Below are 22667 nucleotides of genomic sequence, written 5' to 3'. Positions count from 1 at the left end.
GTTTCAGTCAACGGAGTATTACATGTCCAGAAGGCTTCGCAGAACCAAAATCGTTACCACCTTAGGCCCGGCAACCGACCGCGATAACAATCTTGAGAAGATTATCGCCGCTGGCGCCAACGTGGTGCGTATGAATTTCTCTCACGGCTCGGCGGAAGATCATAAAATGCGCGCCGATAAAGTTCGGGAAATTGCTGCCAAACTGGGTCGCCATGTGGCGATTCTGGGTGACCTGCAGGGGCCCAAAATTCGCGTATCCACCTTCAAAGAGGGCAAAGTTTTCCTCAACGTCGGTGATAAATTCCTTTTAGACGCCAACCTCGGCAAGGGTGAAGGCGATAAAGAAAAAGTGGGTATCGATTACAAAGGCCTGCCGGCGGACGTCGTACCTGGCGATATCCTGCTGCTCGACGATGGTCGCGTGCAGCTAAAAGTGCTGGAAGTTCAGGGCATGAAAGTGTTCACCGAAGTGACCGTGGGCGGCCCGCTTTCCAACAATAAAGGTATCAATAAGCTGGGCGGCGGTCTTTCTGCTGAAGCCCTGACCGAGAAAGATAAAGCGGATATCGTCACCGCCGCGCTGATCGGCGTTGATTATCTGGCCGTCTCCTTCCCGCGCTGCGGCGAAGATCTGAACTACGCGCGTCGCCTGGCGCGCGACGCGGGCTGCGATGCGAAGATCGTCGCCAAAGTGGAACGCGCTGAAGCGGTATGCGATCAGAGCGCGATGGACGACATCATTCTCGCCTCCGACGTAGTGATGGTCGCCCGTGGCGATCTGGGCGTTGAGATCGGCGACCCGGAACTGGTCGGCATTCAGAAGGCGCTGATTCGTCGCGCCCGTCAGCTGAACCGCGCGGTGATTACCGCAACCCAGATGATGGAGTCGATGATCACCAACCCAATGCCGACTCGCGCGGAAGTAATGGACGTGGCTAACGCCGTCCTGGATGGCACCGATGCGGTGATGCTTTCTGCCGAAACCGCGGCCGGTCAGTACCCGGCAGAAACCGTTGCCGCGATGGCGCGTGTTTGCCTGGGCGCGGAAAAAATCCCGAGTATTAACGTCTCCAAACACCGTCTGGACGTGCAGTTCGATAATGTGGAAGAAGCGATTGCGATGTCCGCGATGTACGCGGCAAACCATCTGAAGGGCGTGACTGCGATTATCACCATGACCGAATCCGGTCGTACCGCGCTGATGACCTCGCGTATCAGTTCCGGTCTGCCGATCTTCGCCATGTCCCGTCATGAGCGCACGCTGAACCTGACCTCCCTGTATCGCGGCGTAACGCCTGTTCACTTCGACAGCGCGGCTGACGGCGTGGTGGCGGCGAGCGAAGCGGTCAATCTGCTGCGCGACAAGGGCTATCTGGTGTCCGGCGATCTGGTGATTGTGACCCAGGGCGACGTGATGAGCACCATCGGTTCAACCAACACCACCCGTATTCTGACCGTAGAGTAACAGGGGGTGACGGCCTGAAGGCGCTTCGCTTATCAGGCCGATAATTTTCGTCTTCCGGATCACAACGCTGCCCTCCGGCGATGAACAAAAAAGCCTCTCTTGCGAGTAATGCCGTTCACTTAAGCGGTGCGGCATTGCGTTTCACCGGATAACGGGTTTTTGATATCTTAACCGCCCTCGGCCTTGATGGTCGGGGGCGTTTTGTTATGAACACCGCTTCCAGAGCCCCCCGCAGATGCTCCAGCCGTTTCGGGATGGTCCCCGGTGACACCGTATTTCCCAGCACTATCATTTCTGTGGCGATAAACTGGAACGCGAACTTAAAGCTGATTTCCGACGCCGCTTTTTTGTGTTTCTCCGTTGCTTTTGTTGCCTCACGCCGTATCAGATTATAAGCCAGCAACATGCCCCACACCTCCTGTTCCAGCAACTCAACCTTCCGGCTTCTCAGTACCAGAGCGTTATTCAGCAGGCTGCTTTTCAGGTTTCTGAACCCGACTTCGATTTCCCATCTTGAGTGATAAAGCTCTGCCACCTCTCTGGCCTTATAACGGTCTGCCTGAAGTGACGTCAGGACCGTTTTTTCCACTCCGTTCAGTTCATAAGTTACCGCCCGCGCATACCAGTATTCCGGCAGCGAAGGATTCTTTTTCCTTGCCTGTGGTGACACTTTCAGTTTCAGAAGCCGGTCTCCGGGACCGTAACTTTCTTCCGTTTCTGCTGCGATATTCTTCCAGGCGGGCAGCAGCCAGTGGCGGTTACAACCCTGCCGGTTCAGCGACAGCAACAGGTCTGCGCTGTAGAACAGCTTGTCAAACAGCGTAATGGAGTTATCCGGAATGGTGACGAGCATTGAGTGGGCCAGCAGGGTTTCGCTCCGTCGGTAAGGCGCGGTCGCGGCATCCAGCAGAATGTGACTACCCAGGTTCATTAAAGCCACCAGACGCATTACCGGGTATGCGCTTTGCCGCTCAGTGGATGTGTTGGCAGAGCCATAATGTTCACGCAGCTCAGGTTCATCAGGTGTCCTGAACTGTGCGCCATCGATGGCAAAAAGTTGCAGACCATGCCAGTCATCTTTCTGGTAACGCTCAGTTCCCCATGTCTGCGCGGTCTGGCGGAAAAGCCATTCCACCGGTGCAGCACCCACGCGCTGACGCGCCTGGGTGACAGCGCTGCGGGCCAGCAGGTTCATCCCCGCTTCACCATCCGCGCTCAGGTTCAGACGACGAACCACATCGGTAATCGACTCATTACGGAAGAAGGCCATAGCCACGACCATCCAGATAACCATGTCGCCAGGTAAACGACGGCGGCGAACGGTCGCATGTGCAGAAAGAGTCAGGCAGTGTTGTATCCATTCGACGGGAAGATGCTGAGCAAACAGTTGTGCAGAAGGGGGCGGCATCAGCGGATGGTCGCTGAAATCGAGCAGGTCATTGAGAAGTGGCATAAGAAAACGGCTCCCTGTTGTGGAAGCCGTTATAGTGCCGCAGATTAAGGATCGGTCAACCGATCCTTAACTGATCGGCATTACTCTTGCGAGAGGCTTTTTTTTATTTGATGGGATAGAGATCCTTGCGCTTATACGGCTGAATTTCACCCGGCTTGCGCGTTTTCAGCAGCTTCAGGATCCAGGTGTATTGTTCCGGTTGCGGGCCGACAAAAATCTCCACTTCTTCGTTCATCCGCCGGGCGATGGTATTGTCATCGGCGGTCAGCAGATCGTCCATTGGCGGGCGAACCAGAATGGTTAGGCGGTGGGTTTTGCCGTTATAGACCGGGAACAGCGGGATGACGCGGGCGCGGCAGACTTTCATCAGGCGGCCTATCGCCGGCAGCGTCGCTTTATAGGTGGCGAAGAAATCGACGAACTCACTGTGCTCCGGGCCGTGATCCTGATCGGGCAGATAGTAGCCCCAGTATCCCTGGCGTACCGACTGGATAAATGGCTTGATGCCGTCGTTACGCGCGTGCAGTCGTCCGCCAAACCGGCGGCGCACGGTATTCCAGACATAATCAAACACCGGGTTCCCCTGGTTATGGAACATTGCCGCCATTTTCTGCCCCTGTGAGGCCATCAGCATCGCCGGAATATCCACGCCCCAGCCGTGCGGCACCAGAAAAATCACTTTTTCGTCATTACGCCGCATCTCTTCGACGATCTCCAGCCCCTGCCAGTCGACGCGTGACTGAATCTTTTCGGGTCCGCGCATCGCCAGTTCCGCCATCATCGCCATCGCCTGCGGCGCGGTAGCGAACATTTCATCAACGATGGCTTCACGTTCGGCTTCGCTGCGTTCAGGGAAGCACAACGATAAATTTATCAGCGCGCGACGGCGCGAGCTTTTCCCCATGCGCCCGGCAAAGCGGCCCAGTTTTGCCAGCAGCGGATCGCGAAAAGAGGCTGGCGTTAAAGCGATACCGGCCATCGCCGCGACGCCCAGCCAGGCGCCCCAGTGGCGGGGATGACGAAAGGATTTTTCAAACTCAGGGATGTACTCAATATTATTCTTTTTGGTTTCCATGCTCTTCCAGGGCCTGATGACGCGAAAGTAAATCTGTTGATAGTGTAGCGGCGCACCCAGCCGCGTACAAAACAAAAAAGCCGGCACGCCACTGCGTACCGGCTTTTCCGGACGGTTTATTAATCAAATCGCAGCTGCGGCACAACCTGCTTAACCTGCGCCAGATAATCCGCCCGATCCTTACCGGTCAGACCTTCGGTGCGCGGCAGTTTCGCCGTCAGCGGGTTAACCGCCTGCTGGTTAATCCATACTTCATAATGCAGATGCGGACCTGTGGAACGTCCGGTATTACCGGAGAGCGCAATACGGTCGCCGCGTTTAACCTTCTGCCCCGGTTTCACCAGCAGCTTGCGCAGGTGCATATAACGGGTGGTATAGGTACGACCATGACGCACCGCCACATAGTAGCCTGCCGCGCCGCTGCGCTTCGCGACCACCACTTCGCCATCGCCAACGGAAAGTACCGGCGTTCCCTGCGGCATGGCGAAGTCAACGCCACGGTGAGGCGCAACGCGGCCCGTTACCGGGTTAGTACGACGCGGATTGAAGTTAGAGGAGACGCGGAACTGTTTGGCGGTCGGGAAACGCAGGAAGCCTTTCGCCAGCCCGGTTCCGTTACGATCGTAAAATTTACCGTCTTCGGCGCGGATCGCATAATAGTCCTTGCCTCCGGAGCGCAGGCGCACGCCAAGCAGCTGGCTCTGCTCGCGCTTACCGTCCAGCATCTCACGCGACATCAGCACCGCGAACTCATCACCTTTTTTCAGCTTACGGAAGTCCATCTGCCACTGCATCGCTTTGATTACCGCGCTGATTTCAGCGCTGGTCAGCCCGGCATTTTTAGCGCTGGCGACAAAGCTGCCGCCGACCGTGCCTTTCAGCAGGCTGTTAACCCAGTCACCCTGCTGCGTTTCAGCGGTCATTTTAAAAGCGTTTGCCGCCGTGCGGTCATAGGTCCGCGTCTCCCGACGCGACATTTCCCAGGTCAGACGCTGTAAATCGCCGTCCGCAGTCAGCGTCCAGGAGAGCTGTTGACCAATCTTCAGGTTACGCAGTTCTTTATCCGAAGCGGCGAGCTGGGCGATATCGCTCATATCAATGCCGTACTGATTAAGAATACTGCTCAGCGTATCGCCGGTAGAGACAACGTATTCATGGACGCCTGCTTCACCCGCGATTTTATCGTCCAGTTCGTCCTGAGGAATGGCTTCATCCTCCTGCGCCGCCTGGTCGATAGGCTCGCTGGCCTCGGGGAGCAGAGAACGAATTTCGCTTTTTTCCAGTTCGATGGTTTTAACGATGGGGGCGGAATCAGGGTGGTAAACATAAGGCCGCCATACTGCGACGGCCAGGGTAAGAACGGTAAGCGACCCCAGCATAACGCGATGGGGTCTTGGCAGATTATTAAATGCCAGGGCGACAGAGCGGGCTATCTGTTGCACGTAATCACTTCCTCATTAATCTCCTTTCAGGCAGCTCGCATACTGGTTCGCTAATTGGTTCAAGAACGCGGAATAGCTCGTTTTACCCAGTTTGATATTGGTCCCGAGGGGATCCAACGTTCCCATTCGAACGGATGTCCCTCTCGCAACGGCTTCAACGACCGCTGGCCTGAACTGTGGCTCAGCAAAAACGCAAGTGGCTTTTTGCTCAACCAACTGTGTTCTTATTTCATGTAAACGCTGCGCACCAGGTTGTATCTCAGGGTTTACGGTAAAGTGACCCAACGACGTGAGTCCGTAGTGTTTTTCATAATAGCCGTAGGCGTCATGAAAAACGAAATAACCTTTCCCTTTGAGCGGTGCGAGCTCGTTACCGACCTGTTTATCGGTTGCGGCTAAGTGTGCCTCAAAATCCTTCAGGTTGGCGTCAAGTTTGGCTCGACTTTGCGGCATAAGTTCCACTAATTTTTGATGGATTGCAACCGCTGTAAGCCGCGCTATCTCTGGAGAAAGCCAAAGATGCATGTTGTAATCACCGTGATGGTGATGTGCGTCACCTTTTTCCGCGTGAGCATGGTCGTGATCGTGTTCATCCTCATCATCGTCAGCGCCTTTTATGAGCAACGGTTTCACCGCATCCAGTTCCGCAATGGTGACCAGCCTGGCATCCGCAATCTTGCTCGCGGGCTTTTCCATAAACGCTTCCATTTCCGGCCCGATCCAGACGACTAAGTCCGCGCCCTGTAAGCGTTTTACATCAGATGGACGCAGAGAATAATCATGCTCGGAGGCCCCGTCCGGCAGGAGAACCTGCGTCTCTGTCACCCCGTCGGCGATGGCTGAAGCGATAAAGCCAACGGGTTTGAGCGATGCCACCACGGCAGCGTTAGCGGCCTGGGTTGCGCCCCCCCAAAGGGCGGCGGATAATGCAGCGAAAAGAAGCGTATTTTTATGTAACATAATGCGACCAATCATCGTGACCCATGTGAGAAATGTGATATTATAACATTCCACGACATCTGCAAGACTAAAATTGACATGACGAGTTTAGTTTCACTGGAAAACGTCTCGGTCTCCTTCAGCCAGCGCCGCGTCCTCTCTGACGTGTCGCTCGAACTCAGACCCGGCAAAATTTTAACGCTCCTGGGGCCTAACGGCGCCGGAAAATCGACCCTAGTTCGGGTGGTACTGGGCCTGATAGCGCCAGATGAAGGGGTGATCAAGCGCAGCGGCAAGCTGCGTATTGGCTACGTTCCGCAAAAATTGTATCTCGACACCACCCTGCCGCTGACGGTAAGCCGTTTTTTACGCCTGCGTCCCGCGACCCGTAAAGCGGATATCCTCCCTGCCCTCAAGCGCGTCCATGCAGGCCACCTTATTGACGCGCCGATGCAAAAACTCTCCGGCGGCGAAACTCAGCGCGTGCTGCTGGCGCGGGCGCTGCTCAACCAGCCGCAGCTTCTGGTGCTTGATGAACCGACGCAGGGGGTGGACGTCAACGGTCAGGTAGCGTTATACGATCTGATTGACCAGCTGCGTCGCGAGCTGGATTGCGCCGTGCTGATGGTGTCTCACGATCTGCATCTGGTGATGGCGAAAACCGATGAGGTGCTGTGTCTCAATCACCATATCTGCTGTTCTGGCACCCCTGAAATCGTTTCCATGCATCCGGAGTTCATCTCTATGTTCGGCCCCCGTGGGGCGCAGCAGTTGGGGATTTATCGCCATCATCATAACCATCGCCACGACTTACAGGGGCGGATTGTATTGCGCCGGGGAAATGTCACTCATGATTGAATTATTACTGCCTGGCTGGCTGGCCGGGATCATGCTGGCCTGCGCGGCTGGCCCGTTAGGTTCCTTTGTTGTCTGGCGCCGGATGTCTTATTTCGGCGATACCCTGGCCCACGCGTCGCTGCTTGGCGTTGCCTTCGGGCTTCTGCTGGACGTTAATCCTTTTTACGCGGTCATTGCGGTCACGCTGATGCTAGCGGCGGGTCTGGTGTGGCTGGAAAAACGCCCTCACCTCGCCATCGACACCCTGCTAGGCATTATGGCGCACAGCGTGCTGTCGCTGGGTCTGGTGGTGGTGAGCCTGATGTCGAACATCCGCGTCGATCTGATGGCCTACCTGTTCGGCGACCTGCTTGCGGTGACGCCACAGGATCTGATTGCCATCGCCCTCGGCGTGATGGTGGTGCTGGCGATTATCTTCTGGCAATGGCGTAACCTGCTGTCGATGACCATAAGCCCGGACCTGGCGTTTGTCGACGGCGTGAAGCTACAGCGCGTTAAGCTGATGCTGATGCTGGTGACGGCGCTAACGATAGGCGTGGCGATGAAATTTGTGGGGGCGCTGATTATTACATCATTACTGATCATTCCTGCCGCAACGGCACGTCGTTTCGCACGGACACCGGAGCAGATGGCGGGAATTGCGGTCGGGATTGGGATGATAGCCGTTACCGGCGGGCTAACCTTCTCGGCGTTCTATGACACACCGGCAGGTCCATCCGTCGTGCTTTGCGCTGCGCTGCTGTTTATTTTCAGTATGTTGAAAAAACAACCGAATGCCTGAATGAGCGATTACCACCACCCCTGGGGGTTGCGCTTCGCTTTATATGCTGTGTCAACTCATGGAGGGACTTACACTCGCAGGAGTGCGTCCATGCCGGGTGCGCACGTAAATAAGCACCGATGACATCACCGGTGCTTATTTTATTACCTGGTACAAGCGGCTAAATACAATTTGGCGCCCTGGACGTTTTTACCGCCTTCAATATCAAGACACTTGAGAACGCCATCGGAATCATATTTTTTCAGCTGCCCGTTAATATAGTCCCAATTACTCTCAACTGGATTATATTCGCGTATAAAAATTTTACCGTCTAATGGCGCGTAACCATAATCCGGATACGCATCCAGTCGCAGCGCCCCATTCATAGAGAAAGTGACCTCACGAATATTCTGCATAGCTGGATCAGAACCACATACTTCCATCGTCGCCTGCTGGAAAGCAACGCCAGTCATACATAATGTTTGTCCGTTGCTGGTATTTTGCAGTCGTTCATTTACCATTTTCCATGTCTGGGACCCGGAAATAGCGGCATTCGCTACGCCAGACATAGCGGCTATAGTCAGAGCGGCAATAGACAGAACTGTCATTGATTTCATTTTGTTACTCCTCATATATTGGTGTAATCGATTTATAGCATGGGTATATCGCTATAAATTCATCACAAATGAGCGAGTTATCTAAAATGATATGGATGATAAATCTGATGAGGTAAATAATCGTTCAGCGTCGCAGGCGGAATTTATTTATCCCGCCTGCTCATCATTACGGCATATCCGGCGGCGTGATGCCGAAATGATTCCACGCACGGACTGTCGCCATACGTCCGCGCGGGGTACGTTGTAGAAAACCTTGCTGAATCAGATACGGTTCCAGCACATCCTCAATGGTTTCGCGCTCTTCGCCAATCGCCGCCGCCAGGTTATCCAGCCCAACCGGGCCGCCAAAGAATTTATCAATGACCGCCAGCAGCAGCTTGCGGTCCATATAATCAAAGCCTTCGGCGTCGACGTTCAGCATATCCAGCGCCTGCGCGGCGATCTCCGCTGAAATGGTGCCGTCATGCTTCACTTCGGCAAAATCGCGCACGCGTCTGAGCAGGCGGTTGGCGATACGCGGCGTACCGCGCGCGCGTCGCGCTACCTCCAGCGCCCCGTCTTCGCTCATCTCCAGCCCCATAAAGCGGGCGCTGCGGCCGACGATATGCTGAAGGTCCGGCACCTGATAAAACTCAAGGCGCTGCACAATGCCAAAACGATCGCGCAGCGGCGAGGTTAATGAGCCCGCGCGGGTGGTCGCGCCAATCAGCGTAAACGGCGGCAGATCGATTTTAATCGAGCGCGCCGCAGGACCTTCGCCAATCATAATATCCAGCTGATAATCCTCCATCGCCGGATAGAGCACCTCTTCGACGACCGGTGACAGGCGATGGATCTCGTCAATAAACAGCACGTCATGCGGCTCAAGGTTGGTGAGCATCGCCGCCAGATCCCCCGCCTTCTCCAGCACCGGGCCGGAAGTGGTGCGCAGGTTAACGCCCATCTCGTTGGCGACAATATTAGCGAGCGTCGTTTTGCCAAGCCCCGGCGGCCCAAAAATCAGCAGGTGATCGAGGGCGTCGCCGCGCAGCTTTGCCGCCTGGATGAAAATCTCCATCTGGGAACGTACCTGCGGCTGACCAATATACTCATCGAGTAGCTTCGGGCGAATGGCGCGATCGGCGACCTCTTCCGCGATGGTGGCGCCTGCCGAAATCAGGCGATCTGCTTCTATCATCCTTTACCTCATAACGCGGCGCGCAGAGCTTCGCGGATCAGTGTTTCACTGCTGGCGTCCGGACGGGCGACTTTGCTCACCATCCGGCTGGCTTCCTGAGGTTTATAGCCCAGCGCCACCAGCGCCGCAACCGCTTCCTGCTCGCCATCTTCCACCGCCGGGCTGGCGGGCGAAGTCAGCACCAGATCGGCCGCCGGAGTGAACAGATCGCCGTGCAGCCCCTTGAAGCGGTCCTTCATTTCGACAATCAGGCGTTCGGCGGTTTTTTTACCGATGCCCGGCAGTTTGACCAGCGCGGCGGGATCTTCGCGCTCCACGGCGTTAACAAACTGCTGCGCCGACATCCCGGAAAGGATCGCCAGCGCCAGCTTAGGGCCCACGCCGTTGGTTTTGATTAACTCTTTGAACAGCGTGCGCTCCTGCTTATTATTAAAGCCGTACAGCAGCTGCGCATCTTCACGCACCACGAAATGGGTGAAGACAATCGCTTCTTTACCGGACTCCGGAAGCTCATAAAAACAGGTCATCGGCATATGTACTTCATAGCCGACGCCGCCCGCCTCAAGTAACACCAGCGGGGGTTGTTTTTCCAGAATAATGCCTCTGAGTCTGCCTATCACGTTACGCTCCTGCGTTGGGGCTACAAACTAAAGCTGTATCATAAAAAAAGGCTGGATAGATATCCAGCCTCATTTGTCATTATCGCAAACGGCCTCGCGCAAGATTGAGGCGCGACTCGCTCATTTGCATCGCATTCTGGCTGACGTGGCAGTGCGTGATGGCGATCGCCAGCGCATCCGCCGCATCCGCCTGCGGGTTAGCCGGAAGTTTCAGCAAGGTGCGCACCATATGTTGCACCTGGCTTTTTTCCGCGCTGCCGATGCCCACCACGGTCTGCTTCACCTGACGCGCCGCGTACTCAAATACCGGTAGCGACTGGTTGACCGCCGCGACAATCGCCACGCCGCGCGCCTGCCCCAGCTTAAGCGCAGAATCCGCATTTTTCGCCATAAACACCTGCTCAATGGCAAAGTAGTCCGGCTGGAACTGGGTGATGATTTCCGTCACGCCGGCATAAATCAGCTTCAGGCGCGACGGGAGATCGTCCACTTTGGTGCGAATGCAACCGCTGCCGAGATAGGTCAGCTGGCGGCCAACCTGGCGAATCACGCCATAACCGGTAACGCGGGAGCCGGGGTCTATACCCAGAATGATGGACATCACGCGCCTCCGGTTGTAACGGGATTAAGCCGCATCATTCTAAGGTAGCAGCGACCTCATCAGAGATTTCACCGTTATGGTAAACTTCCTGCACGTCGTCACAGTCTTCCAGCATATCAATCAGGCGCAGCAGCTTCGGCGCGGTTTCCGCATCCATGTCCGCTTTGGTTGACGGAATCATTGATACTTCTGCGCTGTCGGCTTTCAGACCCGCCGCTTCCAGCGCGTCGCGCACTTTGCCCATATCTTCCCAGGCGGTATAGACGTCGATTGCGCCGTCATCATAGGTCACAACGTCTTCCGCACCGGCTTCCAGCGCCGCTTCCATGATGGTGTCTTCATCGCCCTGCTCGAAAGAGATCACGCCTTTCTTGCTGAACAGGTAGGCCACGGAGCCGTCGGTGCCCAGGTTGCCGCCGCATTTGCTGAACGCATGGCGCACTTCCGCTACGGTACGGTTACGGTTGTCAGACAGACATTCCACCATGATAGCCGTGCCGCCAGGACCGTAACCTTCATAGATGATGGTTTCCATGTTGGCGTCATCATCGCCGCCCACGCCGCGAGCGATGGCGCGGTTCAGGGTGTCACGGGTCATGTTGTTGGCCAGGGCTTTATCAATAGCCGCACGCAGACGCGGGTTTGCGTCCGGATCGCCGCCGCCCAGTTTGGCCGCCGTCACCAGTTCACGAATGATTTTGGTGAAGATTTTACCGCGCTTAGCGTCCTGCGCCGCTTTACGATGTCTGGTATTGGCCCATTTACTATGACCTGCCATAAATATTTCCTCAAAAAACACGCCTTCTCAGGCGATATTAATTACAAATTCTTCAATCGCCTGCCGGTTGCTCCACGACTTGGTAAGCGCCGCCGCCGCGGGCGCATCAAGCCACTGGTAGGCAAGGTGTTCAGTGAACACAATCTGCCGTTCGTGCGGCAACGCAAGGCAGAACCAGGATTCTGTATTGCGCGCCACCCCCGGCGCATAGCGATGACGTAAATGTGAAAAAATCTCAAACTCCACCGTGCGCTGACAGTCGATTAAGGTCAGTTGCTCAGCGGCAACGTCAATGGCGACCTCTTCCTTTACTTCACGCATGGCGGCTTGCGACGCGGTTTCCCCCGCTTCCAGACTGCCGGTGACCGACTGCCAGAAGTCGGGGTCATCGCGTCGCTGCAACATCAGCACTTTCCCGGTGTCTTTTGCATAAATGACGACCAACACCGAGACAGGCTGTTTGTATGCCATATCAGTTTTTCTCTGCCTTTTTCACCACCTCGATACCCAGTTCAGCCAGCGCTGCCGGGTTAGCGAAGCTCGGCGCTTCGGTCATCAGACACGCCGCCGCGGTGGTTTTCGGGAAGGCGATAACGTCACGGATATTATCGGTGCCGGTCAGCAGCATGGTCAAACGATCCAGACCGAACGCCAGACCCGCATGCGGCGGCGTACCGTATTTCAGCGCATCCAGCAGGAAGCCGAACTTCTCGCGCTGCTCCTGCTCGTTAATGCCCAGAATGCCGAACACGGTCTGCTGCATATCGCCGTTGTGGATACGCACGGAACCGCCGCCCACTTCGTAGCCGTTAATCACCATATCGTACGCGTTCGCCACCGCCTCTTCCGGCGCCGCCTTCAGCTCTGCGGCGGTCATCTCTTTCGGCGAAGTGAACGGGTGGTGCATCGCGGTCAGGCCGCCTTCGCCGTCGTCTTCAAACATCGGGAAGTCGATAACCCACAGCGGCGCCCATTTGGATTCGTCAGTCAGGTTAAGGTCTTTACCCAGCTTCAGACGCAGCGCGCCCAGCGCATCGGCAACCACTTTCTTGTTGTCCGCGCCGAAGAAAATCATATCGCCGTCCTGGGCGCCGGTACGTTGCAGAATCGCCTCGACAATCTCAGCGTTCAGGAATTTGGCCACCGGGCTGGTGATGCCTTCGATGCCTTTCGCCCGCTCGGTGACTTTGATGTAAGCCAGACCTTTCGCGCCATAAATCTTGATGAAGTTGCCGTAGTCGTCGATCTGCTTGCGGCTTAAAGAGGCGCCGCCAGGCACGCGCAGCGCCGCCACACGACCTTTCGGATCGTTCGCCGGGCCGGAGAATACCGCGAATTCGACCGATTTCAGCAGGTCGGCAACGTCCACCAGCTCCATCGGGTTGCGCAGATCCGGTTTGTCGGAACCGTAGCGACGCTCCGCTTCGGCGAAGGTCATGATCGGGAAATCGCCCAGATCCACGCCCTTCACTTCCAGCCACAGGTTGCGCACCAGCGCTTCCATCACTTCACGCACCTGTTCGGCGGTCATGAAGGAGGTTTCCACATCGATCTGGGTAAATTCCGGCTGGCGGTCAGCGCGCAGGTCTTCGTCACGGAAGCATTTCACAATCTGATAATAGCGGTCGAAACCGGACATCATCAGCAGCTGTTTGAACAGCTGCGGCGACTGCGGCAGCGCGTAGAACTTGCCTTTATGCACGCGCGACGGCACCAGATAGTCGCGCGCCCCTTCCGGCGTCGCTTTGGTCAGCATAGGGGTTTCGATATCAAGGAAACCGTGATCGTCCATAAAGCGACGCACCAGGCTTGTGATCTTCGCGCGGGTTTTCAGGCGCTGCGCCATCTCCGGACGACGCAGGTCCAGATAGCGATACTTCAGACGCGCTTCTTCGGTGTTGACATGGTTGGAGTCAAGCGGCAGTGATTCCGCGCGGTTGATGATGGTCAGATCGGAGGCCAGCACTTCGATTTCGCCGGTCGCCATCTCGCTGTTGATGTTTTTCTCGTCACGCGCACGCACGGTGCCCGTCACCTGAATGCAGAACTCATTACGCAGTTCAGAGGCCAGCTTTAACGCGTCCGCACGATCCGGATCGAAAAATACCTGCACGATACCTTCGCGATCGCGCATATCGATAAAGATCAGGCTGCCAAGATCACGACGACGGTTGACCCAACCACACAGAGTCACCTGCTGCCCCACGTGGGACTGACGAAGCTGTCCGCAATATTCTGTACGCATGAGATATCCCTTAATAAGCCGCAGGCGGTTTGTCGCAGCTTTAACTGTATGTCACAACTGGATGAAAAAAGGCGGCTATTATACTGGAAATTCCGCCGCACGATAAGTCCGCTACAGACTGTACGCGTGTTTCGTACGCGGGTATTGCGTATTCTCACAAAAAATAACAAAAATTGTCGACCGTGACACAGTGAAACGCGATTAAGGTGTAACGGAATTTTGATTATTGACGGGAGAAATTATGTTGCAACTGAACGCGAAAACGACGGCCCTGGTGGTGATTGACCTGCAGGAAGGTATTTTACCTTTCGCCGGCGGTCCGCATTCCGCCAGCGACGTGGTGGCGCGCGCGGCGCGTCTGGCGGCGAAATTCCGCGCCAGCGGCTCGCCGGTAGTCATGGTGCGCGTCGGCTGGTCCGCTGATTACGCCGAAGCGCTGAAGCAGCCCGTCGACGCCCAGGCACCCGCCCAGGCGCTGCCGGATAACTGGTGGCACTATCCGCAGGCGCTGGGGAAAGCGGAAAGCGATCTGGAAGTCACCAAACGCCAGTGGGGCGCCTTCTACGGCACAGATCTGGAACTGCAGCTCCGCCGTCGCGGCATCGACACCATCGTTCTGTGCGGCATTTCCACCAACATTGGCGTGGAATCGACCGCCCGTAACGCCTGGGAGCTGGGATTCAGCCTGGTGATTGCCGAAGATGCTTGCAGCGCGGCCAGCGCCGAACAGCATCAGGGCAGCATGACTCATATCTTCCCGCGTATCGCCCGCGTGCGCAGCGTGGATGAGATCGTCAGCGCGTTATTATGATGTATATCGGCCTGCCGCAGTGGTCGCACCCGAAATGGGTGCGCCTTGGCATCACCGGACTGGAAGAGTATGCCCGCCACTTTAACTGCGTGAAACGGCTATTTGAAAAATCACTAAAGATCGCCCCAGAACATTCGCTTTCGTTATTATATTCAATAAATTAAAAAATAACATCATACATAATTCGGCAAAGTTCGTATGTGTCACAATGTCCCAACCATGCCCCAGAATGGCCCAAAACAGACATTTTTGTCCCATACATGCCCCAAAAAGCCTCCTTTTTTCTCTCTTGATACTGTTTTTTATACAGACCAAATAATGTCGCAGTAGGGATACCCGTTACCGGATACCCCCCGCACAGATCCCGGCGTGCGCTATTTACGCACCGGGATCCTGCCTTGAGGGTCTGGCGGTGAACCGCTCCACAGGCCATAGATGAAGAACCCGAACCTTCAGCAGCCATACGGCTGCCAGTCTGTTTGCTTTCGTCCATGTCGTATCATCCTGCGGGCTTCTGCGCCTCAGCGCATGTCGCCAGAGGTCTGTTACGTATTTCCTGAACTTCAGCATGGTGGGATAGTTGCCCAGGACTGAGTGGTAGTTCAGGTATCCCTGAACCATCCTCCTGAGCCATTTTCCCTGTTCGGGGATTGAGTAATGCCAGCGCTTTCGCAGTCCGTCCTTAAGGGCTTTCAGTGTCCCCGCCATCCGATCCCGACATGTCTTTCGTATCAGCATGACCTGCCGCTACGATCTTTCCCACTGATATGCGTGAACCCGAGGAAGTTGAACGTTTCCGGTTCACCTTTTCCCCTGCTGGCGCGGTTTTCGGCAGCGAAGCGGCCGAACTCCATCAGCCGGGTTTTCTTCGGGTGAACCGTGAGTCCGAACTCCCTCAGCCTGCGCTGCATGGCTATACGGAAGCGTTGGGCATCTATTCGCTTGTCGAACTCGATGACGATGTCATCGGCGTATTTGACCATCACCACATTGCCTGTGGCATGGCGACCTCGCCACTGATGCGCCCACAGATCGAAGACGTAGTAGAGGTAGATGTTTGCCAGCAGCGGCGAGATTACTGCACCCTGCGGTGTGCCTTCTTCCGATGACAGCCATTCCCCTTCCTCTGAGGTCCCGGCTGATGTCGGCATCCAGTACCCAGTTTACATAGGTGCATACCAGCCCTGTGGCCAGTGCGTCCAGCGCATCGTGCTGGCTTCGTCCGGATCTGAACCCGTATGAGAACTCCATAAAGTCATTTTCGTAGACTGCATTCAGGATCTTAACCAGCGCATACTGGTCGATTTTATCCTTCAGTGAGGCTATGCCGAGCGGGCGTTGTTTTCCATTCGATTTAGGGATGTAGTGACGCCCGCCGGACTGAGCCCTGTAACTGCCCTGATGAAGTCTCAGGTGCAGATCTGCTATGTTGACCTTCAGGTTTTCGGCGTAGTCCTTCTACCTGACGCCATCAACATAATAATCCATTTTGTTAATATATACTTACAAAATTGCATACAAGTGTTTTATTGTATGCCACAAAAAATGTATGCAAACTAGACAGGGAAATACATTTATATAATAAAGGAATAGTGGTTATGTTTGCAGCAAAGCCCGATAGCAGTCAAAGGACTATTTCTGGATTCTTCACTGCGGGGGCAAATGATGAATACGCAAATAACAAACCGTCAAGCATCATGGCGGATAGAATTAAGCTGGTAGTAAGAGATACACAAAGCGGTAGATATACAACAAACTGTAATACTCTGAAGGATGGATTGTATAGCCAGGCCCACATAGGAACTCAACCTTACCTGCCGGGTGCTGACTCGCCGTTAACTGTGAGGACATTCCTGCAAATTACGCTTTCTAACAATAATTACAAATCATTCGAACATTTGCAAACACGGGCAGAGAACTATTTGAGGCATCGCAACGCGGAAGACAAGCTCCTCCGTGCGACCGTTGAGGGACTAACTAATCCAGAATCTCCTGTATTTAAACAAACAGCATGGATGGGGCATCTGGAGCGTGGCCTTTGGAAAACGGAAGCACACTGGGATGGTAACGACCGTGAACAGCTAGGCAATGAGGCTCTTGGTTCAGAGGAGCCAAAACCCGGTTCGCCATTTTACGGCAGTCGTGGACTAAAATTATCCGACAGTGCCCGTTCTGCCTTCTCAATGATGCTGTTTGGTTCTGCAGGGCCATTCACAAAAGAGCAAGCAATCTCCGGTTTCGAGCTTGCTCAGACCGGTCAAGTGTTGGCAGGAAGGCTAAAGATTCAGGAACGAGTGAAATTCCGCGAAGACAATCGCGTTGATGCTCAGCGTAACGGAACACACTCCACCCGTACACAAACAGGTATGGATCTTTCTCATGATATCGGCACAATTATGCGTGATAAGGCTGGACTGCCAGTCATGAGCGGAACCTCCGGCTCCTCCTCTGATGCCGCTCTTGCAACACGTTATGCTGCTGAATATTTTGGTAAAACATGGGCTGCTCCCGGTTTGAACCAGTCTGAAGGATGCAAGGCCATCTCGGACCTGTCACATCACTATTTCCGTGCGGAAGGCTCCAGCCCTCCACAATCCATGGCAACCGGTATAAACAAGGTTCGTTGTGATGCAGGGATGGAAGAGAAACATGTAAATACACTGGATATATTTACACATAGTTATCCAGAAATTTATGCTGGGGTAGCATTGACGCTTGCCGGAGCACGTGGTAATGATGAGCAGGTGATGCATAATGTTACGCAAGAGACTGTGCGTCTCCTGCGCGAAGCTGAAACCAAAGACTGAACATGTTCTAGTGAAGAAGACTGTCCCAGGCAGCATATATTCTGCATTCCAGGCAGGCATGTTTGCCGGGTGACTCCGGTACAAGATTATGAAATTTTGGCACTGATTCTCCAAAAACATCCTGCCAACCCCATCGGCCTGTTGATGTAGCTAATCTGGTATTTAACAAAGGTATTAATGAATTTTACGGTCAATGCGAAAAAGTCGGGTTCTGATTTCGTACTGATTGCCGACGTTCCGGTGGAAGAGTCCGCCCCCTTTCGTCAGGCAGCGTTACGCCACAATATCGCACCTATCTTTATCTGCCCGCCAAATGTCAATGACGATTTACTACACCAGATTGCCTCTTATGGTCGCGGTTACACCTATTTGTTGTCTCGTGCTGGTGTAACCGGCGCGGAAAACCGCGCGGTGTTACCACTCAACGGAATTTATTTTCTGAAAGCTTCTCTTCTGAAAAAGCCCCCAACCCAACTGTCCTGCTTCTTCGAGTAAAAGTGGAGAGTATTTTTGTGATTCTGGTTGAGAGCCCTCAACTTTCAGTCGCTCGCCATTTAAATTGTGGAAAACGTGAGAAGCTCATGAAAAAAAATGGTCGCATGAAAGTCCACTAAGCTAATTCCTTGCCCTCAAGCATATTCAACTGCATTCAGATTACAGTGAAAATCGGAACCAGTTCCTCGGTAGTTTTCGGCATCCAATCTCTGTGTGTCATAACCCCTAATCTCGAGGAGATTAGATGTATTACTACTGTTTCTGATTTGAGTCGGGATATTAATTCAATACTTTCGTTGAGCATTTTAACAGGAATACCGCACAGAAATATTCGATTTTTATCTATTTAGAACGCTGAATGAAGTACGTGAAATCAAGGAAAATGGTTATCAGAGTATAACTGTGAACGTCCGCATGAATCGCTGAGCAATATGACTCCGGAGGAATACCGACAGCACCATTATTTGGCCGGGAACTAAAAAGTGCATGGAACTAAAACGGGTCTATTTACAAGTCCATGCGCTGGTGACGGCGAATCATCCGATGGTGCGCTTTATCGGTAGCGATAATATGGTGCAAAACCAGACTTTTTTGCCGACTGGCTGAAGAAATTGCCGCTGTGGGGCAGACCACCACGCCGTATCTCTTTTTGCATACCCCGACGCTGGAGCTGGTCGACACACTATGGGAATCATTGCGCGCCGCGCTGCCAGCGACAGGTTCCGCCCCTCCATCCCACAGCAATCTTCTCTTTTCTGAAATTGCCGCCTATCATAGTGAGTGCCATCTGCCATTGAAAAGGGAGTTTGTATGGTAAGCGCGCTATATGCCGTATTAGGTGCGTTGCTGTTAATCAAGTTTTCGTTTGATGTGGTTCGCCTGCGAATGCTGTATCGCGTTACCTATGGTGACGGCGGTTTCAGCGAGCTTCAGAGCGCAATTCGTGTTCATGGCAACGCGGTGGAATATATTCCCATTGCGATAGCGCTGCTGCTGTTTATGGAAATGAACGGCGCGGAAACCTGGATGATACATCTCTGCGGCATTCTGCTGCTTGCCGGTCGGCTGATGCATTATTACGGTTTCCATCACCGCCTGTTTCGCTGGCGTCGTTCCGGCATGAGCGCCACCTGGTGCGCGTTGTTGCTGATGGTGCTGGCGAACCTGTGGTATATGCCGTGGGAGTTGGTTTTCTCCCTGCATTAGCGCACAATACGCCACTTTCTTTTTCCCGGATTTTTACGTTATGTCTCACCGCGACACGCTTTTTTCCGCGCCTATCGCCAGCCTGGGCGACTGGACCTTTGATGAACGGGTAGCTGAAGTCTTCCCGGATATGATCCAGCGCTCTGTTCCCGGCTACTCCAATATCATTTCAATGATTGGCATGCTCGCCGAACGTTTTGTCCGGCCTGAAAGCCAGGTTTACGATCTGGGCTGTTCGCTGGGCACGGCGACGCTCTCCGTGCGGCGTAATATTCATCAGCAGAATTGCAAAATTATCGCAGTCGATAACTCCCCGGCGATGATTGAACGCTGCCGTCGTCATATCGACGCCTGGAAAGCGTCGACGCCCGTTGAGGTTGTGGAAGGCGATATCCGTGATATCGCCATCGAAAACGCCTCGATGGTGGTGCTGAATTTTACCCTGCAATTCCTTGCGCCCGCTGAGCGTCAGGCATTGCTGGATAAGATTTATCAGGGGCTGAATCCGGGCGGCGCGCTGGTGCTGTCGGAAAAATTCAGTTTCGAAGATGCGAAGGTCGGCGAGCTGCTGTTTAACATGCACCACGACTTCAAGCGCGCCAACGGCTACAGCGAACTGGAGATCAGCCAGAAGCGCAGTATGCTGGAAAACGTGATGCTGACCGATTCGGTCGAAACCCACAAAGCGCGTCTGCGCCAGGCGGGTTTTGAACACAGCGAACTGTGGTTCCAGTGCTTTAATTTTGGTTCGCTGGTGGCGCTGAAGGCTGAGGTTGCGGCATGATCGACTTTGGTAACTTTTATCAGCTGATTGCCAAAAACCACCTCTCCCACTGGCTGGAAACGCTGCCCGCACAAATTGCCGCCTGGCAGCGCGATCAGCACGGTCTGTTTAAGCAGTGGTCAAACGCGGTGGAGTTTCTGCCCGAGCTGACGCCACACAGGCTGGATCTGCTGCATAGCGTCACGGCGGAAAGCGAAGAGCCGTTAAGCCCCGGCCAGCTTAAACGCATCGATACCCTGTTGCGCAACCTGATGCCGTGGCGTAAAGGCCCGTTCTCGCTGTATGGGGTGAATATCGATACCGAATGGCGTTCAGACTGGAAATGGGATCGCGTGCTGCCGCATCTTTCCGATCTGAGCGGACGCACCATTCTCGACGTCGGCTGCGGTAGCGGCTATCACATGTGGCGGATGATTGGCGCAGGCGCGCGTCTGGCGGTCGGTATTGACCCGACGCAGCTGTTTTTGTGTCAGTTTGAGGCGGTACGTAAACTTCTGGGAAACGATCAGCGCGCCCATCTGCTGCCGCTGGGCATTGAACAACTGCCCGCGCTCAACGCGTTTGATACCGTTTTTTCGATGGGCGTGCTGTACCACCGCCGCTCGCCGCTGGAGCATCTCTGGCAGTTGAAAGACCAGTTAGTAAAAGACGGCGAGCTGGTGCTGGAAACGCTGGTGGTGGAAGGCGACGAACATACCGTACTGGTGCCGGGCGACCGCTATGCGCAGATGCGTAACGTTTATTTTATTCCGTCGGCGCTGGCGCTGAAAAACTGGTTAGAGAAGTGTGGTTTTGTCGACGTACGCATCGCTGACGTCTGCGTCACCACCTGCGAAGAACAGCGTCGCACTGAGTGGATGGTGACCGAATCGCTGGCCGACTTCCTCGACCCGAACGACAGCAGTAAAACCATTGAAGGCTACCCCGCACCATTGCGCGCGGTGCTGATTGCACGTAAGCCGTGATGATATGCCGGGGGCGCTGCGCCTGTCCGGCCTGCGTTTGCTGATGGTGCCTGTTCCAGACCTGATAAGGCGGAGCCGCCGTCAGGCAAAACGAATAAAAAAAGGCCCCTGTTGAATTGGCAGGGGCCTGGTACGAGCAAGCATCATATTGGGCGACATGATGCAACGGTAAAAATCATTTGGCCTGATGGCGAACAATGATTCCTTTCATTTCAGCGACTGCCGCACCGTCTACCGCATAGCGGGAATATTCATCCGCCTGTTTATCGGCTGACATTGACAACCCTGGATTGCGATAGCGCATCGGTGAGGGCATCAGAGTTCCGGCTGAGCTGTGTACTTCCCGTACCCCGGCATCGAGGAAACGCTGCAAATTTTCTGCACGAACCCCTGCTCCGGCCATAATGATTGGAGCATCAGGTTGGCGAATAAGTTCCAAAATAATTGATAAACCTTGCACGGCATCTGATTTTTGCCCCGAAGTCAGCACTCTGGCGATGCCCAGTTGGTGCAGATTCTTTAGCGCAATGAATGGATTAGCGCACATATCAAAGGCGCGATGAAACGTCACCGCCAGCGGCCCCGCCGCCTGCATAATTTGCCGCATCCGCGGCATATCGACGTTGCCGTCTTCGTCGAGCACCCCGATCACCAGCCCCGGAAACCCAAGTTCGCGCACCGCGCGCACATCCTCGAGCATCGCGGCAAATTCACCGTCGGAATAACAGAAATCGCCGCCGCGCGGACGAATGATCGGATGCACCGGAATCGTCACCTGCTGGCGTACCGACCGCAGCACGCCCGACGAAGGCGTTAACCCGCCCTCCTTCGGCGCGGCGCACAGTTCGATGCGATCCGCGCCGTTTTGCTGCGCGCTAAGCGCGCACTCCATGCTGTAACAACAGATTTCAAGTAATGCCATTTTTACTCCAGTCGTTCGCTTGCCACGATCTCTTCAATAGACCACGGGTGAAACTTGACGGTTACTTTGCCGTCAGTCACCGCCAGCGTCGGATTGGGCAGTCGTTCATGTTCGCCCTTCGGCGAGCTGGTTTTGACCACTATTCCCGGTTGACTCAGCCCATCATCGGCAAGCAGCGCCAGCGCGCGGGCATTGAGCGTAAACGGATCGCCCGGCAGGACAATTTCGATATGCTCCCAGCCTTCATGGGGATAGCGCTTTTCGCCCGGCCACGGCAGTTCGACAACATGAAATTTCCAGTGCGCGACGCAGACCGGCTCATGCAGCCTGAACAGGCAGATTGGCCGACCGTTGATGATATTTTCCGACAGCAGCTCGCCGCACTGTTCAAATCCGCGTCGCCAGCGTTCCGCGGTGGCATTCTGATGACAGCGCAGGGAGATGTGATCGGCCATCAGCGGCGCGATATCAAGACCGAGGCGAGTGGACAGTTCTGTGAACGCCAGAGTGAATCGCGGGAGATCTGCGGAAATATCCTGCAGTTCGTCGAGGGTTTGCCAGTTCGCCATAATCAAAGCTCTTAACGGTATTCAAAGCCGCTAATTTACTCTGTTGCCTCCTTACAACCAACCGCAGATTGCAGGAAT

At 54.7% G+C, this 22667-nt stretch carries 22 protein-coding genes and 6 pseudogenes; 12 read left to right on the top strand and 16 right to left on the bottom strand.

Features of this window, described 5'->3' with window-relative positions:
- The first annotated feature begins 22 nt into the window (after positions 1–22).
- Positions 23–1465 carry a pyruvate kinase gene (pyk, locus tag K7R23_RS16990; RefSeq protein ID WP_012906129.1) on the top strand — a complete coding sequence of 481 codons (1443 nt, stop codon included), beginning with the start codon at positions 23–25 and terminating at the stop codon, positions 1463–1465.
- A 115-nt stretch (positions 1466–1580) separates the two neighbouring features.
- Here pyk and K7R23_RS16985 read toward each other — a convergent pair whose 3' ends face one another.
- The 4 genes from K7R23_RS16985 to znuA all read right to left on the bottom strand — a co-directional run bounded on the left by K7R23_RS16985 (position 1581) and on the right by znuA (position 6395).
- Positions 1581–2918 (bottom strand): IS4-like element ISCro3 family transposase, encoded by a 1338-nt coding sequence (locus K7R23_RS16985; RefSeq protein WP_012904641.1) that lies wholly within the window; start codon positions 2916–2918, stop codon positions 1581–1583.
- Between the two features lie 103 nt (positions 2919–3021).
- A complete protein-coding gene (gene lpxM / locus K7R23_RS16980; RefSeq protein WP_012906130.1) occupies positions 3022–3993 on the bottom strand; it encodes a lauroyl-Kdo(2)-lipid IV(A) myristoyltransferase in 972 nt (323 codons plus the stop codon).
- A gap of 119 nt (positions 3994–4112) precedes the next feature.
- Positions 4113–5435, bottom strand: coding sequence for a murein DD-endopeptidase MepM (mepM, locus tag K7R23_RS16975; protein WP_012906131.1), 1323 nt, complete (start codon positions 5433–5435; stop codon positions 4113–4115).
- 15 nt (positions 5436–5450) lie between these two features.
- On the bottom strand, positions 5451–6395 hold the full coding sequence (gene znuA, locus K7R23_RS16970; protein WP_012906132.1) for a zinc ABC transporter substrate-binding protein ZnuA: 945 nt from the start codon (positions 6393–6395) through the stop codon (positions 5451–5453).
- Positions 6396–6473: 78 nt separating this feature from the next.
- Here znuA and znuC point away from each other — a divergent pair, with 78 nt between their 5' ends.
- Both znuC and znuB read left to right on the top strand, forming a co-directional pair.
- Complete coding sequence (gene znuC / locus K7R23_RS16965) at positions 6474–7232, top strand: zinc ABC transporter ATP-binding protein ZnuC (protein WP_012906133.1); 759 nt, start codon at positions 6474–6476, stop codon at positions 7230–7232.
- Positions 7225–8013: a zinc ABC transporter permease subunit ZnuB gene (gene znuB / locus K7R23_RS16960; protein WP_012906134.1), complete on the top strand. Its 789-nt coding sequence runs from the start codon at positions 7225–7227 to the stop codon at positions 8011–8013. Before znuC ends, znuB begins: the two co-directional genes overlap by 8 nt.
- Before the next feature lie 143 nt (positions 8014–8156).
- Here znuB and K7R23_RS16955 read toward each other — a convergent pair whose 3' ends face one another.
- The 7 genes from K7R23_RS16955 to aspS form a co-directional block, all read right to left on the bottom strand.
- A complete protein-coding gene (locus K7R23_RS16955) occupies positions 8157–8609 on the bottom strand; it encodes a hypothetical protein (RefSeq protein ID WP_012906135.1) in 453 nt (150 codons plus the stop codon).
- A gap of 166 nt (positions 8610–8775) precedes the next feature.
- Positions 8776–9786 carry a Holliday junction branch migration DNA helicase RuvB gene (gene ruvB, locus K7R23_RS16950; RefSeq protein WP_012906136.1) on the bottom strand — a complete coding sequence of 337 codons (1011 nt, stop codon included), beginning with the start codon at positions 9784–9786 and terminating at the stop codon, positions 8776–8778.
- Positions 9787–9794: 8 nt separating this feature from the next.
- The gene (gene ruvA, locus K7R23_RS16945; protein WP_012906137.1) at positions 9795–10406 is read right to left on the bottom strand and encodes a Holliday junction branch migration protein RuvA; all 612 of its coding nucleotides are present in this window, start codon (positions 10404–10406) and stop codon (positions 9795–9797) included.
- 79 nt (positions 10407–10485) lie between these two features.
- The gene (gene ruvC, locus K7R23_RS16940) at positions 10486–11007 is read right to left on the bottom strand and encodes a crossover junction endodeoxyribonuclease RuvC (RefSeq protein WP_024132709.1); all 522 of its coding nucleotides are present in this window, start codon (positions 11005–11007) and stop codon (positions 10486–10488) included.
- A gap of 34 nt (positions 11008–11041) precedes the next feature.
- Positions 11042–11785: a YebC/PmpR family DNA-binding transcriptional regulator gene (locus tag K7R23_RS16935; RefSeq protein ID WP_012906139.1), complete on the bottom strand. Its 744-nt coding sequence runs from the start codon at positions 11783–11785 to the stop codon at positions 11042–11044.
- A 27-nt stretch (positions 11786–11812) separates the two neighbouring features.
- The gene (gene nudB, locus K7R23_RS16930; protein WP_012906140.1) at positions 11813–12256 is read right to left on the bottom strand and encodes a dihydroneopterin triphosphate diphosphatase; all 444 of its coding nucleotides are present in this window, start codon (positions 12254–12256) and stop codon (positions 11813–11815) included.
- Position 12257: 1 nt separating this feature from the next.
- Complete coding sequence (gene aspS, locus K7R23_RS16925; RefSeq protein ID WP_012906141.1) at positions 12258–14030, bottom strand: aspartate--tRNA ligase; 1773 nt, start codon at positions 14028–14030, stop codon at positions 12258–12260.
- A 241-nt stretch (positions 14031–14271) separates the two neighbouring features.
- Here aspS and K7R23_RS16920 point away from each other — a divergent pair, with 241 nt between their 5' ends.
- Together K7R23_RS16920 and K7R23_RS16915 are read left to right on the top strand one after the other, a co-directional pair.
- Positions 14272–14841: a hydrolase gene (locus tag K7R23_RS16920; protein WP_024132711.1), complete on the top strand. Its 570-nt coding sequence runs from the start codon at positions 14272–14274 to the stop codon at positions 14839–14841.
- Positions 14838–14936: pseudogene (locus K7R23_RS16915) on the top strand (DUF72 domain-containing protein); the annotation flags it as partial. The gene K7R23_RS16920 and the pseudogene K7R23_RS16915, both read left to right, overlap by 4 nt.
- 65 nt (positions 14937–15001) lie before the next feature.
- Here K7R23_RS16915 and K7R23_RS16910 read toward each other — a convergent pair.
- Positions 15002–15334, bottom strand: coding sequence for a hypothetical protein (locus K7R23_RS16910; RefSeq protein WP_162467717.1), 333 nt, complete (start codon positions 15332–15334; stop codon positions 15002–15004).
- A pseudogene (locus K7R23_RS16905) lies at positions 15220–16296 on the bottom strand (reverse transcriptase domain-containing protein); the annotation flags it as partial. The gene K7R23_RS16910 and the pseudogene K7R23_RS16905, both read right to left, overlap by 115 nt.
- A 143-nt stretch (positions 16297–16439) precedes the next feature.
- On the opposite strand from K7R23_RS16905, the gene K7R23_RS16900 reads away from it, so the two are divergent.
- Positions 16440–17648 carry a hypothetical protein gene (locus K7R23_RS16900; RefSeq protein WP_012906143.1) on the top strand — a complete coding sequence of 403 codons (1209 nt, stop codon included), beginning with the start codon at positions 16440–16442 and terminating at the stop codon, positions 17646–17648.
- Positions 17649–17825: 177 nt separating this feature from the next.
- Positions 17826–18056, top strand: a pseudogene (locus K7R23_RS25800) (tryptophan synthase subunit alpha); the annotation flags it as partial.
- A gap of 19 nt (positions 18057–18075) precedes the next feature.
- Here the strand turns inward: K7R23_RS25800 and K7R23_RS16890 are convergent.
- Positions 18076–18438: pseudogene (locus tag K7R23_RS16890) on the bottom strand (type III secretion system effector protein); the annotation flags it as partial.
- Here K7R23_RS16890 and K7R23_RS16885 point away from each other — a divergent pair.
- The 5 genes and pseudogenes from K7R23_RS16885 to cmoB all read left to right on the top strand — a co-directional run.
- Positions 18430–18639 (top strand): annotated as a pseudogene (locus tag K7R23_RS16885) (integrase core domain-containing protein); the annotation flags it as partial. The pseudogenes K7R23_RS16890 and K7R23_RS16885 sit on opposite strands and share 9 nt — an antisense overlap.
- A 14-nt stretch (positions 18640–18653) precedes the next feature.
- Positions 18654–18902, top strand: a pseudogene (locus K7R23_RS16880) (DUF72 domain-containing protein); the annotation flags it as partial.
- A gap of 51 nt (positions 18903–18953) precedes the next feature.
- On the top strand, positions 18954–19349 hold the full coding sequence (locus tag K7R23_RS16875; RefSeq protein ID WP_012906146.1) for an MAPEG family protein: 396 nt from the start codon (positions 18954–18956) through the stop codon (positions 19347–19349).
- A 40-nt stretch (positions 19350–19389) separates the two neighbouring features.
- Entirely contained in the window at positions 19390–20133 is a 744-nt protein-coding gene (cmoA, locus tag K7R23_RS16870; RefSeq protein WP_012906147.1) for a carboxy-S-adenosyl-L-methionine synthase CmoA, read from the top strand.
- Entirely contained in the window at positions 20130–21098 is a 969-nt protein-coding gene (gene cmoB / locus K7R23_RS16865) for a tRNA 5-methoxyuridine(34)/uridine 5-oxyacetic acid(34) synthase CmoB (RefSeq protein WP_012906148.1), read from the top strand. Before cmoA ends, cmoB begins: the two co-directional genes overlap by 4 nt.
- 175 nt (positions 21099–21273) lie before the next feature.
- Here the strand turns inward: cmoB and cutC are convergent, their stop codons facing one another.
- Positions 21274–22020: a copper homeostasis protein CutC gene (gene cutC, locus K7R23_RS16860; RefSeq protein ID WP_012906149.1), complete on the bottom strand. Its 747-nt coding sequence runs from the start codon at positions 22018–22020 to the stop codon at positions 21274–21276.
- Positions 22021–22022: 2 nt separating this feature from the next.
- On the bottom strand, positions 22023–22589 hold the full coding sequence (locus K7R23_RS16855) for a VOC family protein (protein WP_012906150.1): 567 nt from the start codon (positions 22587–22589) through the stop codon (positions 22023–22025).
- Between the last annotated feature and the right edge of the window lie 78 nt (positions 22590–22667).

This window comes from Citrobacter rodentium NBRC 105723 = DSM 16636 (genome assembly GCF_021278985.1).
GTDB classification, from domain to species: domain Bacteria; phylum Pseudomonadota; class Gammaproteobacteria; order Enterobacterales; family Enterobacteriaceae; genus Citrobacter_A; species Citrobacter_A rodentium.
The sequence above is the reverse complement of the archived record's forward strand: the minus strand, read 5'-3'. Positions and strand labels throughout refer to the sequence as shown.